This is a genomic window from Amedibacillus sp. YH-ame6 (genome assembly GCF_053848845.1).
Window position 1 is genome coordinate 127,818 of record NZ_JBSPEZ010000004.1, and the last position, 13,403, is coordinate 141,220.

Below are 13,403 nucleotides of genomic sequence, written 5' to 3' on the forward strand. Positions count from 1 at the left end.
ATGAACAATTTTATTGTCTTCCTATGAAATTCTGAATTGCCTTATGTTTTCTATTTGTGTATACTAAAGAAAACGGGGACTTAATGGTGGAGGTAAATAGGAGAACATAATGATAGAAGCAATTAGTGAGAAGACCATTAAGCTATTATTAAAATGCAAGGAACCTATTACATCCAAAGAAATAGCAAAAGAAATAGGAATGTCGGAATCAAGTGTAAAACATAATATGAAAGAAGTAAGAGCGATTATTTCTTCTTGTCATGCGACATTGAATTCAATATCTGGAAAAGGTCTTTTGTTGGAATGTAGTGAGGAACAAAAAAATGCATTATATGAATTGATCGATGAACAACGTGATAAAGCAACATCTTTCAACTATAGAAGAAATTATATTTTAAAAATACTATTTCAAGGTGAAAGTGATTATACCATACAGATATTTGCGGATGATTTAGGGGTTGGAAAGAATGTTGTCATTAAGGATCTTGAGTCTATTGAAAAATGGCTTGGTTTCTTTGATATTAGTTTGATTCGTATCCGTAATCGTGGCGTTATGATAGAAGGAAAAGAATTCGATATACGTCAAGCAATCATCTATAATAACTCTTCTTTAATGGATAATATGGAAATGGACTTAAGACGTCCTGATGATTTAGACTTTCGAGTGTCAAAAACGTTTTACAACTATTTCAGAAAAATATATAGTGACATTGATATTTATCATATCCAAAATTTGCTGTTGAAAGAAGAACACAAATTGGATTATCATTTTGAAGATGTTTCCTTTATCCAATTGATGGAGTACATATGTGTTTCTATCTACCGAATTAAGGAATATCATGTAATCAAAGAACATACTCTTTTACATAGTTGTCGTGTGGTAGATGCGACAATCGAAGCAGCAAAGCATTTGTTATATAGTGAAATACAGGAAGATAACATAGATTTGAAACAAGAGATACGTTGTATGGCAGCAGAGTTTACGCTGTATGGTGCATATGAAGATGCATTGAGTGATAGCTTCCTAGATGATGAAATATATGAACAAACAGCAAGACAATTTCTAGACTATTTACAAAATATCATAATGAATCGTAAAATCTTAGTTAATAAAAATTTGATTAACGATATTACGTTATTATTTAAGAAAAAGAAAATGCAAAAGAGTTATCAAACCATTAACAGCAACTATTTAAAGTATGATGTAAAACAACAATTACCAAGCTTATATGGAATTGTGCTCGCAAATGTGGAAACATTAGAAACATCATTACATGTGAAATTTACAGAGAATGATATTGTATATATCGTAATGTTAATCGATAATGCAATTGAAGATGTAACGGATGAACTAAGTATCTTGATGATTACATCCTTTGATGAAAATACCGCAACCTATCTCAAAAATAAGATACGAAGAAGTATATCTAATATAGCCATCAAAGATACAATTCACCCAGAAGACTTCAAAGAAGAATATGTGGACACATATGATATTGTTTTAACGACTGTTTTGATGGAACAAGAAAATGTTCTAAAGATTTCTCGTCGTGTAGACTCCTATGATTTGGATTTAATAGCGCGTGAAGTTGAACACAAGCAGCGTATTAAACAGAAAATTCTAACTAGAAGTCAACAATTATTCAATGAAGATTTGATCTGTTTTAACTTTAAGGCAAAACGGAAAGAAGATATATTTGAAAAAGGAGTGAAGTTGTTATCACAGCAGGGTTATACAACTGAGAAATTTTATGATATTCTCATGCAACGTGAAAACTTTATTTCTACAGCAATTGGAAATGGTGTAGCGATTCCGCATGGATATAAAAAGGAAATTTATCGAAGTGGGGTTGCTGTATTTAAACTTGATCGCCCGATTGATTGGAATGAAAAAGAAAAGGTTGAAATTGTTTTTATCATCGCAGTTGAACTTGAAGACCCAAAAGAAATATATGAATTCTTTGCGAAATTCTATGCCTTGATCGATGATCAACAACGACTTCAACAAATATTACATGCCAGAAATAAACATGATATTTTTCTTGCGATTGAAGATATTGGGGAATTAAAACGTTAAGAAATAATGGTATAAAACACGAGTTTCAAGATTAAATTATGAAAATATGAAGAATAAGTTTTGCGATAAACAGTCATTATAGGTGATGTTTATCGCTTTTTTTTAATTTCGTTTAAAATTGAACGAAGGTTCGTGCAAAATGAGGTTTTTTGAAAGTGGAAAATGTGTAGTGACTTATATTAAACTAGGGTTGTAAAGAAAAACTGAAAGCGCATTCAAACATTCTTGCATGAAGAAAGGTGGTTTAATGAAAAGATGAAATTTGGTGTAGACACCTTTATTTGGAGTGAAGTATTTTCCAAAAAAGATTTATGGGTGATTCAAAAAGCGGATGAACTTGGATTTAAAGTCATCGATATTGCGATTGCACACCCTGAAACATTTCCAACAGAAGAAGTAATCAATGAATTAGCAAAAACGAAGTTAGAAGTAGTTACGACAACAACCTTAGGCGCAGATACTAATTTGATATCAGAAGATGCTTCTATACGTAGAGCGGGAATTGCCTCCCTTAAAACTCTAGTGGATATCAACAAGGCCTTAGGATCTAACATCCTTGGTGGTGTAAATTATGCTGGATGGGGTTGCTTAAGTGGGAAACCAAGAACTGAGATAGAGTGGAAAAACTCTGTGGAAGCGATACGTGAAGTTGCTCAATATGCAAAAGAAACATATCCAGAATTACGTATTTGTGTAGAACCAGTCAATCGATTTGAAACACATTTTATCAACACTGCAGAAGATGGAGTTCAATATTGTAAGGATGTTGGTACTGGTAATATGGGTGTCCATTTGGATTGTTTCCATATGATACGAGAAGAAACAAGCTATCGTGAAGCGGTACAAACATGTGGAAAAGAATATCTTGGTTATGTTCATGTTTGTGAAAATAATCGAGGAATTCCAGGTACTGGATTGGTACCATGGGTTGAGTTCTTCACAGCTCTTCATGACATTGGATACAACGGACCATGTGTAATTGAATCTTTTGATCCAAGCTTTGAAGAGTTGAATGCAAATTGTGCAATTTGGCGTAAATTTGCGGATACAGGAGAAGAATTGGCAGTACAAGGTCTTGCGAACCTTACCAAAATTGCAGATGAACTAGGTTACTAGAAAGAAAAGAGGAGGAATGTAACAATGTTAGTAAACATGAAACAGATTTTAGAAGAAGCAGAAAAAGGGCAATATGCGATTGGATGTATCAACACACCAAACTTAGAAACATTAAGAGCGGTCGTAGATGCAGCAGAAGAATTAAACGTACCAATTATCATAGACCATGCACAAGTACATGATCCATTGATTCCAATTGAATCCATTGGGCCACAAATGGTAGCTTATGCAAAACAAGCGAAAGTTCCAGTGTGTGTACATTTGGATCATGGTAGTGATTACAACTTTGTAATGCGTGCCATTCGTTGTGGCTTTAGTAGTATTATGTATGATTTAAGTGCTCTGCCATTTGAAGAGAATATGGCAAAACTAAAAGAGTTTACAAAGATTGCTCATGATTTAGATATCACAGTAGAAGCAGAATTAGGGATAATGACAAGTACAGAAGAAGATTCACATGGTGGTGAAGTTGTTGGATGGACACATGAAACAATCAAGAAGACATTTACAGATCCAAAACAAGCTGCACAGTTTGCAGAAGAAACAGGCGTGGATGCACTTGCTGTATGTTTCGGTACAGCGCATGGAATTTATGCAGAACCACCACTACTAGATATTGAACGTGTAAAAGAAATTCGTAAGTTGATGCCAAAAGATTCACGTGTGGTAATGCATGGAGGAAGTGGAGTTGATGATGATCAAGTGCGTGCAGCAATTAGCGCAGGATGTTCAAAAGTTAACTACTACAGTTATATGGCAACCGCATGTAGCAAACATATTCAAGAATACTTAAATGAACGAGATGGAAAAGCCTTCTGGCACGAAGTAGAAGAAGAAAGTTATACATTCATGAAAGAATATGCAAAACAAGTAATGACGGTCTTCTTGAACGGAAAATAATTGCTTATGGAACACGTAAATTTAGCAGAGGTCTTCATACAGGAGGCAGTGGTATTAGATCATGAACCATTTTCATCGAAGGAAGCAATGTTTGATTACATGGCAGAACGTTTTGTGAAAGCCGGTATCGTAAGCGATAAAGATGCCTATATTCGTTCCTTATTGGATAGAGAAGAACTAGGTCCAACCTATATGGGAAACTATATTGGTCTTCCTCATGGGAAATGTGAGCAAGTACTTCAATCAGGCATCGGTTTCTGTCGCTGTAAAGAACCATTTATATATAAAACAAATGGCGAAGAAGGCGAAGTAAAATACGTGTTCATGTTAGCAATTGCTGGAACACAAAGTGGTGAACAATATATGCGTGTTTTAGCAACACTAGCTGGTCTATTAGTACATGATGATTTCATAGATGTACTAGAACATTGTCAAACATATGAAGAATTATTAGAAGAAGTGAAAAAACGTAACGAATAAGAGGTGAAATGTATGAAAATAGTCGCAGTTACGTCTTGTGCTACAGGGATTGCACACACCTATATGGCTGCCGAAGCAATCAAAAAAATATGCAAAGAAAAAGGGCATGAATGTAAGGTAGAAATGCAGGGAGCATTAGGGATTGAAAATAAATTAAAAGATAAAGAAATTGCAGAAGCAGATTTGATTATCTTCGCAAATGATGTAGGGATTTCTAAATCTGATCGTTTTAAGGGGTATGAGGAAAAGACGAAAAAAACGACACCTCATGCGGTGATTAAAGATCCAAATATTATCTTTGAAGAAATGTAAAGAAAAGGAGAAAAGAAAATGAAAGAAAAATTACATGAAATACAAGAGGCGCTATTAACTGGTGTTTCTTACATGCTTCCATTTGTTATTGCTGGGGGAATTATGATTGCTCTGGGGTTTGCTTTAGGCGGATATGACATTCCAAATTCAGTTGCACAAGGTGAAAACTTTGCGTCTACTGTATTCTGGTTAGGAAAAGCTGCATTTGGTCTTATGGTTCCAGTGTTAGGTGCTTATGTTGCATATAGCATTGCTGATAAACCAGGTATTGCTGTTGGTATGGTTGGTGGTTGGATGGCTACCGATCCATGGGGACTTGGTCAAGCATCTGGGTTTTTAGGAGCATTGATTGCTGGTATCATCGCTGGGTATTTAGTGAACTTATTGAAGAAAATTCCTGTTCCAGGAAGTCTACGTTCTTTATTGCCAACCTTGGTAATTCCTGTGTTAGGTGTTGGTATCATCGGTTTATTGATGTTCTATGTTGTAGGTACTCCAATTGCGGCAGTTACTGGCGCATTAACAGATTTCTTAAATAATATGGGAACTGGAAACTTAGTATTACTTGGTATTATCCAAGGTTGTATGCTTGCCTTTGATATGGGTGGTCCTTGTAATAAGGTTGCATATGCATTCGCATTAGCTGCTATGGATACAGGAAACTATATGCCAATGGCTGCAAACTTCGTAGGAAGTATGGCACCTCCATTGGGACTTGCTATTGCTATCTTAATTGCGAAAAAGAAATTTACAAAATCAGATCAAGCTGCAGTTCCTGGGTTATTTGCAGGTGCATTTGGTATGATTACTGAATTTGCAATTCCATTTGCTGCTGCAGAACCATTACGTGTTATTCCATCATTGATGGTTGGTTCTGGTGTAGGGTGTGCATTGTCTTATGTATTTGGTTTAACAATGAAAGCACCACATGGAGGATTGTTCGTTTTATTTGCATTAAATAACGTGATTCTATTCTTGTTAGCTCTTATTGTGGCAGGAGCAGTTACTGCAGCGTTACTCATTATCTTAAAGAAAAATAAAGCAGTTGAAGCAACGGAAGAATAAGAGGAGAAAAAAGAATGGCAAAATTATTTGATATCATGGGAAACTTCCCATTTAAAGTAGAAGACAAGAAACCAATGTTGATTCGTAAACAGGATTATTCCACTGCTTTATATCCACCCAATAACGCATTTACATCGGATAACACATTTACGATGGTAACTACAGATACCTTTATGCTTGGTATTTATGAATTAGGTCCAGGTGGTGTATTTGCACCATTGGATATTCATCCAGGAGATGAATCCTATTATATCTTAAATGGTCCTGTATTACAGCGTAGTGGAAATGGACAGTTTGCGTATTTGGAAACTGGAGAAGGCTTGTTCATGCCAGAAGGAGCGTGGCATTGTTGTCATAACTTCTCAAATGAAAAAGCAAGAATCCTATATTTCATCACACCAAAGGCATGGAGTGAACAAATTCCACCAGCAGTCATTCCAAGCGATGAAGAAACAAAATTCTATAAAGGAGTAAACAATGCGAACTTGCCAGATATGCGTGATAAAATCCAAGATATCTCTCGTCAAGGTTGTACAGATGATATTGGTTCATGGCCTGTAGATCCAAGTGAAGCTAGAAAAACAGGTGCAGTATATGCGGTACGTGATTTTGAAAAACTCAACAATGTACATGGTACAAAGCATCCAATGCTCATGCGTTTTATCACAAGTAATGACTATGGTCATTTTGGAGAGTTTATATTACCAGCAGGTGGATATGGGCCAAGATGTTCCGACCCTGATACACATGAGGGTGATGCCGCAATATATTGTGTGGAAGGTCCAGTGACTGTTAATCTTGTGGATTTAGAAGAAAGCTTTGTCTTAGAATGTGAAGATACCTTCTTTATTCCAGCAGGTGTTAAATATCAGTTAGTAAACTTTGAAAATCATCCTGTGAAAACGGTATTCGCAATTACGAAGCTGTAGGTGAGTGAGCGAACCGTAACATAAATGCGGTTCGCTTTTTTAAGGAAAGGAAGGTATAGAATGAAGATTGTGATTGGCTGTGATGAGGCAGCGTATAAACTAAAAGAAACTTTGAAATCGTATTTAATAGAGGCGGGAAATAGCATTGAAGATGTAGGAGTGTTCAATGAAGAACCTGCTATGTATCCAGATATTGCGAACTCTGTATGTCAAAAGATTTGTGATCAAACATGTGAAAGAGGATTGTTGTTGTGTGGGACAGGGATTGGTATGGCAATTACTGCCAATAAGGTTCCAGGTATTCGTGCAGCAGTAGGACATGATTTGTTTTCTGTAGAACGTAGTGTACGATCTAATGATTGTCAAATTCTATGTATGGGAGCGCGCGTGATAGCTCCAGAATATGCGAAATTATTATTGGATCGTTGGTTAACTTGTAACTTTGATGGAGGTAAGAGTACCTCTAAAGTAGAGAGAATCATGGAAATAGAAAAGAACTATCGATAGGAGGTGAACAATATGCAAAGAATTATAAATGATCCCAATAGAGTCGTTGAAGATATGTTAAAAGGCTTTGAGAAATGTCATCAAGATATTCTTCATATTAGCAAAAAGAATCCCCGTGTTGTCGTGGCAAATGGAGTCAAAGATAAACAAAAGGTAGGCGTAGTGACTGGAGGAGGAAGTGGGCATAAACCAGCCTTCATTGGATATTGTGGTAAGCATATGGTAGATGGTGTCGCAGTAGGAGAAATCTTTTCATCACCAACAGCAAAAAGCTTCTATGATGCAATATGTGAAGTGGATCAAGGCATGGGAGTTGCGGTTTTGTATGGAAATTATGCAGGCGACAACATGAATGTGAAAATGGCAATGGATATGGCAGATGATGATGACATTGTGGTAAAGACAGTAGTCGCAAATGATGATGTCGCAAGTGCACCAAAAGAAGAAATACAGAAACGAAGAGGAGTAGCTGGAGAAATCTTTATGTGGAAAGTAGGGGGTGCGAAAGCAAGTATGGGAGCTACTCTTGAAGAAGTCATTGCATCTGCACAAAAAGCAATTGATAATACAAGAAGTGTAGGTGTAGGATTAGGGCCTTGTACAATACCAGCCAATGGAAAACCAAACTTTGATATCAAAGCAGGTACGATGGAATTTGGAATAGGACATCATGGAGAACCAGGAGTACGTATTGAAAAACTAGGGTCAGCAAAAGAAATGGCAAAAGAAATGGTGGATATGGTCGTGGGTGATGTACCTTTTACAAAGGGAGATGAAGTTGCTGTACTTGTATCTGGATTAGGGGCAACACCAGTCATGGAACAATATATTTATTACGATGAAGTAGAGAATTTAATGAGGGAAAAAGGCATTGTGGTATATCGAAGTTATGTAGGGAATTATTTCACATCGTTAGAGATGAATGGGGTAACATTAACCGTGATGAAACTTGATGAAGAATTAAAAGAATGCCTTGATATGGAATGTGAATGCGTTGGTCTAACGCAGATGAGGAAATGATATGGAATACATAAAGAATGAGAACCAAGGAAAGATTGCGTTAGCCATATGTGAAGCCATACATGTAAATGCAAGTTATCTAAGTGAAATCGATGGAGCAACCGGTGATGGGGATCATGGAGTCAATATGAATAAGGGATTTTTGATGGCAAAAGAAAGACTAAGTGAAGAGATGAGCTTCACAGAGTCAATGAAAGTCATATCAAGAACCCTAGTGGAAGATATTGGTGGAAGCATGGGACCAATCTATGGAACAATGTTTTCAAAGCTAAGTAAGGCAACGAAAGGCAAGGATGAAATAAGTAAAGAAGTGTTATTGGAAGCATTCCAATTAGCATTACAAGGACTATGTGATTTAGCAGGTGCTAAGGTTGGGGATAAGACATTGATTGATACTTTAGATCCAGCAATAAACTCTTATAAAAAAGCAATAGAAAGTGAAGCAGATTTTAAGACTTCTTTAGATGCCTTAAAAGAAGGAGCAGAATCTGGTAAAGAAAACACAAAGAACTTAGTCGCAAAAATAGGAAGAGCCGCTCGCTTAGGTGAGAGAAGCAGAGGGTTCTTAGATGCGGGAGCAACAAGCTGTTGTATTATCATAAAGACAATGGCAAAAGCAATGCAAGAAGATATTTCAGAAAGATAAGGGAGATGAAGGTAGAAATGATCTATATTTCTACTTTTTTTGTAGTTATTTTACAAATAATGTGATAAAAAACTCACATCAATAAACGAAAGTAAATGTTTTACAATTATTGGTTGCATGCGCAACCAATGTGGTGTATACTTACATAGTTGTTTATGCAACTAATTATACAGGAGGTAACATCGATGAGGGAACTTAGCAAATATGTATCCATGATGTATCGGTATGGTCAGATCTTTTATGATGAAACATTGCATCCCTATGAAATTGGATGTGGTCAACAGTTTTTCTTGTTGCGCATTCATGAACAGCCTGGTATTTCTCAATACGGATTAGCTGAAAAAGGCTATTTTGATAAAGGGACAACAGCAAGGGCTGTAAAAAAACTAGAAGAGCTAGGTTATATCACTCGTAAGATAGATGAACAAGATCATCGTATTACTCGACTGTATGTAACAGAAAAAGGGGAGCCGATAATTTCCATTATACGTACTATGTTAGATGATTGGCACAATGCGTTGATGGATGGCTTTAGCGAGGAAGAAAAAGAAATGGCAAATTCACTTTTGAAACGTTTAGGTGAAAATGCATCAAAAACAATAGGAAGAAGGTAAATTTATGGAACAGACAATGAAACCAAGAACAAAAAATCCATTAGGCTATCAACCAATTGGACATCTGTTAATGAAATTCGCGATACCTTCTGTGGTATCCATGCTTGTAAATGCATTATATAATATTGTGGATCAAATCTTTATAGGATTAGGAGTAGGTTACTTAGGAAATGCTGCTACTACAGTATCCTTTCCATTACAAACTATTATATTAGCAATAGGGACTATGGTTGGGGCTGGAGCAAGTGCTTATGCAGCAATTAAATTAGGTGAGAAAAAAGAAGAAGAGGCAGAAAATACACTGGGAAATGCATTTGTAATGTTGGTAGGTATTGGACTTATTATCATGGTAGTAGGACTTGTATTCTTAACTCCAATACTAAATTTATTTGGAGCAACTGCGAAGAATTTGTCCTATTCTCAGGATTATGCAAGTGTTATATTAATCGGTACTATCTTTAATCTTTTGGGTATTGGTCTTAGCAATATGGCAAGAACAGACGGAAGTCCAAATATTGCGATGATATCTATGATCGCTGGGGCAGTCTTAAATACAATTTTAGATCCACTTTACATATTTGTATTTGGTTGGGGAGTTACCGGAGCCGCAATCGCAACTATTACTTCTCAAATTATTGGAGCCGTTATATTATTGTATTATTTCACAAAGAAAAGTACGATGCGCTTACGTTTTTCACATATGAAAATAAAAGGGGTATTGATAGGAAGTATCTTTACACTTGGATTTTCTAGCTGTATTACGCAAACTGCCGCAACTATTATGCAAGTGGTTATGAATAATTCTTTAGTATATTATGGCAATATGACACCTACTACTGGAGATGTTGCTCTAAGTGCGATGGGAATCGTATTAAAAATTAGTATGATTATAACAGCAATATGTATTGGGATTGGGATAGGTGCACAACCGATTTTGGGGTTTAATAAAGGTGCAAATCAACCTAAACGAATTAAGGCTACCTATAAACGGGCTGCCGCAATTGCGACCATTACATCGATTGTAGGATGGATTGTTTGTCTTGCAATACCGGGACTTATCCTAAAAATGTTTGGAGGAAACGATCCTGTATTTACTGAATTTGCAATTAAAGCAATGCGTATTTATATGTTTGGTATCTTCTGCGCTGGTTTCCAAATTACAGCAACCAGTTACTTTCAATCAACAGGACAACCTATGAAAGCATCTATATTATCTATGATGAGGCAACTGATCTTATTGATTCCGTTAATTATTATATTACCAATGGCATTTGGATTGGATGGAATTTTATATGCTGGACCAATTGCGGATATTACAAGCGGTGTCATTGTATTCGTATTTATTCATAAAGAAATGAAAAAGCTAAACGAACAGATAAAAAACAAACCAGGAGAAGAACTAGGTGTATTCAATGATGAATTACAAATAGTATCTTAATGAATTCGAAGCGATATGTAGTAGATAAAAGGATTATTCCTTATCTAATGTATCGTTTTTTTATTTGCTTAAAATCCGATAAAAAGACTGTGTATTATTAAAAAATAACCGAAATATAACCTCTACTTTCGTATACTATGTTTATAAATAAGGCGGAGGTATTGTATATGTATAAAAAAATAAAGAAAATACTAGTATGTTTGATGACGTTTGCATTAACTTTTCAAACAATGAATTTAAATGTTCTAGCAAAGGACGCGAATGAAAATAGTAATTTGAATCCTGGAGAAGTCACACAGAGCAAGAATGCTAAGTGGGTAGACTACGGGCAAGGAATTGCGGAAATTTCTTTTGATGTAAGTGGGAAAAACGCAGAAGAACCTCTTGACGTTGCGATTGTCTATGATAATTCTGGAAGTATGCAAAATTCTAGCGGAGCTTCTCAAGCTAATGGAAATACATATCCAACCAGTCGTTGGAATTATGCAAGTCTTGCGGCTAAACAATTATCTGCTAATTTGTTAAAGAATGCCAGTAATAATATAGCATTTATTCCATTCTCTGATGTATTGATTGATGGTAACTCATTACATAGAAAAGAGATATTACCTAACGGAGATGAAACTACAACAGATTTTTTCGAAAATCATAAACTTATCTATGATGAATTTGGAAATCCAAATATTTCTGCTATGAGACATGTCCTTAATATGTATGGTCCTGTAGAAAAAGCAACAACTGAGGAACAAAAGACTATAGCTTTAGCAGAGTTTTATGAAAATTGCAAGAATTTATTAGGACTTACGAAAGATGATTTAGCTGAAGCAAACAATACAAAAAATGCTCTCGTGCCTTTCACCAACAATATAACAACAATTACTAATGCAATAGATAGTTTATATCCAGCTAATGCAGGTCAAACAAATTATGAAGTGGCATTGAGTAAAGCTAAAGAATATTTAGGCTCAAGCAATAACCGTAAAGTTATCCTAATGATTTCTGATGGAAAACCTAATCGTGGTAATAGCGACACAGCACTTGCAATCGCTGAAGAACTGAAAGCTTCTGGAGTTACAATCTATACAGTAGGTACAGGAATCAATGAAGCAGATGCTACTATGTTGAAACAAATCGCTTCTAAAGATAGTGGAATAACTTTATATACATCTGCAGATCCAAGCGAATTAGACACAGTTTTAGAATCACTTCGCAAACAATTTGAAATTGCTGCAACTGATGGTGTGATTGAAGATGAAATTAATACAGACTATTTTGAGTATTACACGGATGCAACACACGTTCCAACAGTAAATGGAGTGGCATTAGGCTCTGATAATTTCATCGTTGCTAATGATAAATCAAAAATCACTTGGAAAATTGGGAATATAAGTGAAAGTAAAAAAACTTTACGTTTCTATGTAAAAGTAAAAGATACAGAATTTAATGATGATCTATTAAATGAAGATGATTCTTTATTAAATAAAAAGGGTGAATATTCTACAAATAAGAAGGCAAACTTAAGCTATAAAGATATTAATACAGGCCAGATTATTGATGAAGGACACGAGATGACATCTCCATCTTTAGGTGTAGATACTGCATCTATGAAAGTTACTTATTATTTAAGTGATGCAAGTGGAAAGATTATTGAAAAAAATGGTCAATATGTCATTCTTAAACAAACAACATCTACGAACAAAGCACTTCATGTAGCGTATGAAATTAATCCTGAAAAAACAATCGTGATTGATGGGAAAACATATCATATCTATAAAGAAGACAATAAAAAAGTCAACAAAACATTTACAGAGGAAGATTTGAATAAGCTATTCATTGTTGAATTCCGTTTGGTAGAACAACTAAATGTAACATTTGATACAAATGGATTTGGAACATTAGGTGATGAATTGACTGTAACAACATTACCAGTAAATCATAGCACAATGACTATCCCAACATTACCTAGTATTTCTAATATTCCTACAGGTAAAGTGTTCGTTAAATGGAATACAGAAAAAAATGGATCTGGCGAAGACTTTGATTCTATAACAGAAGTTAAAGGCAATATGACAGTATATGCACAATGGATAAATAAAACACAATATAAAGTTACTTTCCAGGATGATCAAAAGAATGTATATAAAGTAGATAATGTTTATGAAGGTGAAGATGCAAAAGCACCTGCAGATCCTGCTAAAATTGGTTATACATTTACAGGATGGGATAAAGAATTCACTAATATCCAAAAGGACACAGTTGTAGTAGCACAATTCCAAGCAAATAGTTACACTGTGAAATT

The 13,403-nt window shown here is 35.3% G+C and carries 13 protein-coding genes; all 13 read left to right on the forward strand.

What is annotated here, in order from left to right; translation table 11 throughout:
• The first annotated feature begins 109 nt into the window (after positions 1–109).
• Positions 110–2,077: a BglG family transcription antiterminator gene (locus ACWG0P_RS05095; protein WP_455800787.1), complete on the forward strand. Its 1,968-nt coding sequence runs from the start codon at positions 110–112 to the stop codon at positions 2,075–2,077.
• Between the two features lie 255 nt (positions 2,078–2,332).
• Positions 2,333–3,193, forward strand: a complete 861-nt coding sequence (locus ACWG0P_RS05100) for a sugar phosphate isomerase/epimerase family protein (RefSeq protein WP_455800788.1) — start codon at positions 2,333–2,335, stop codon at positions 3,191–3,193.
• A gap of 24 nt (positions 3,194–3,217) precedes the next feature.
• A complete protein-coding gene (locus tag ACWG0P_RS05105) occupies positions 3,218–4,093 on the forward strand; it encodes a class II fructose-bisphosphate aldolase (protein WP_455800789.1) in 876 nt (291 codons plus the stop codon).
• A gap of 6 nt (positions 4,094–4,099) precedes the next feature.
• Positions 4,100–4,573: a PTS sugar transporter subunit IIA gene (locus ACWG0P_RS05110; protein ID WP_455800790.1), complete on the forward strand. Its 474-nt coding sequence runs from the start codon at positions 4,100–4,102 to the stop codon at positions 4,571–4,573.
• A 12-nt stretch (positions 4,574–4,585) separates the two neighbouring features.
• Entirely contained in the window at positions 4,586–4,885 is a 300-nt protein-coding gene (locus ACWG0P_RS05115) for a PTS fructose transporter subunit IIB (protein ID WP_455800791.1), read from the forward strand.
• Between the two features lie 18 nt (positions 4,886–4,903).
• Positions 4,904–5,950 (forward strand): PTS fructose transporter subunit IIC, encoded by a 1,047-nt coding sequence (locus ACWG0P_RS05120; protein ID WP_455800792.1) that lies wholly within the window; start codon positions 4,904–4,906, stop codon positions 5,948–5,950.
• A gap of 14 nt (positions 5,951–5,964) precedes the next feature.
• On the forward strand, positions 5,965–6,879 hold the full coding sequence (locus tag ACWG0P_RS05125) for a cupin domain-containing protein (protein ID WP_455800793.1): 915 nt from the start codon (positions 5,965–5,967) through the stop codon (positions 6,877–6,879).
• 60 nt (positions 6,880–6,939) lie between these two features.
• Complete coding sequence (locus tag ACWG0P_RS05130) at positions 6,940–7,386, forward strand: RpiB/LacA/LacB family sugar-phosphate isomerase (RefSeq protein WP_455800794.1); 447 nt, start codon at positions 6,940–6,942, stop codon at positions 7,384–7,386.
• A gap of 12 nt (positions 7,387–7,398) precedes the next feature.
• Positions 7,399–8,406, forward strand: coding sequence for a dihydroxyacetone kinase subunit DhaK (locus tag ACWG0P_RS05135; protein ID WP_455800795.1), 1,008 nt, complete (start codon positions 7,399–7,401; stop codon positions 8,404–8,406).
• A 1-nt stretch (position 8,407) separates the two neighbouring features.
• The gene (gene dhaL / locus ACWG0P_RS05140; protein ID WP_455800796.1) at positions 8,408–9,052 is read left to right on the forward strand and encodes a dihydroxyacetone kinase subunit DhaL; all 645 of its coding nucleotides are present in this window, start codon (positions 8,408–8,410) and stop codon (positions 9,050–9,052) included.
• 185 nt (positions 9,053–9,237) lie between these two features.
• Positions 9,238–9,666, forward strand: coding sequence for a MarR family winged helix-turn-helix transcriptional regulator (locus tag ACWG0P_RS05145; RefSeq protein WP_455800797.1), 429 nt, complete (start codon positions 9,238–9,240; stop codon positions 9,664–9,666).
• Between the two features lie 4 nt (positions 9,667–9,670).
• Positions 9,671–11,104 (forward strand): MATE family efflux transporter, encoded by a 1,434-nt coding sequence (locus ACWG0P_RS05150; protein ID WP_455800798.1) that lies wholly within the window; start codon positions 9,671–9,673, stop codon positions 11,102–11,104.
• A gap of 167 nt (positions 11,105–11,271) precedes the next feature.
• On the forward strand, positions 11,272–13,403 hold a 2,132-nt coding region (locus tag ACWG0P_RS05155; RefSeq protein ID WP_455800799.1), incomplete at its 3' end, for an InlB B-repeat-containing protein.

What these genes read in the sequence shown, in the direction of transcription:
- ACWG0P_RS05095 (WP_455800787.1), top strand. Translation starts at nt 110, where the DNA reads ATGATAGAAGCAATTAGTGAGAAGACCATTAAGCTATTATTAAAATGC.
- ACWG0P_RS05100 (WP_455800788.1), top strand. Translation starts at nt 2,333, where the DNA reads ATGAAATTTGGTGTAGACACCTTTATTTGGAGTGAAGTATTTTCCAAA.
- ACWG0P_RS05105 (WP_455800789.1), top strand. Translation starts at nt 3,218, where the DNA reads ATGTTAGTAAACATGAAACAGATTTTAGAAGAAGCAGAAAAAGGGCAA.
- ACWG0P_RS05110 (WP_455800790.1), top strand. Translation starts at nt 4,100, where the DNA reads ATGGAACACGTAAATTTAGCAGAGGTCTTCATACAGGAGGCAGTGGTA.
- ACWG0P_RS05115 (WP_455800791.1), top strand. Translation starts at nt 4,586, where the DNA reads ATGAAAATAGTCGCAGTTACGTCTTGTGCTACAGGGATTGCACACACC.
- ACWG0P_RS05120 (WP_455800792.1), top strand. Translation starts at nt 4,904, where the DNA reads ATGAAAGAAAAATTACATGAAATACAAGAGGCGCTATTAACTGGTGTT.
- ACWG0P_RS05125 (WP_455800793.1), top strand. Translation starts at nt 5,965, where the DNA reads ATGGCAAAATTATTTGATATCATGGGAAACTTCCCATTTAAAGTAGAA.
- ACWG0P_RS05130 (WP_455800794.1), top strand. Translation starts at nt 6,940, where the DNA reads ATGAAGATTGTGATTGGCTGTGATGAGGCAGCGTATAAACTAAAAGAA.
- ACWG0P_RS05135 (WP_455800795.1), top strand. Translation starts at nt 7,399, where the DNA reads ATGCAAAGAATTATAAATGATCCCAATAGAGTCGTTGAAGATATGTTA.
- dhaL (WP_455800796.1), top strand. Translation starts at nt 8,408, where the DNA reads ATGGAATACATAAAGAATGAGAACCAAGGAAAGATTGCGTTAGCCATA.
- ACWG0P_RS05145 (WP_455800797.1), top strand. Translation starts at nt 9,238, where the DNA reads ATGAGGGAACTTAGCAAATATGTATCCATGATGTATCGGTATGGTCAG.
- ACWG0P_RS05150 (WP_455800798.1), top strand. Translation starts at nt 9,671, where the DNA reads ATGGAACAGACAATGAAACCAAGAACAAAAAATCCATTAGGCTATCAA.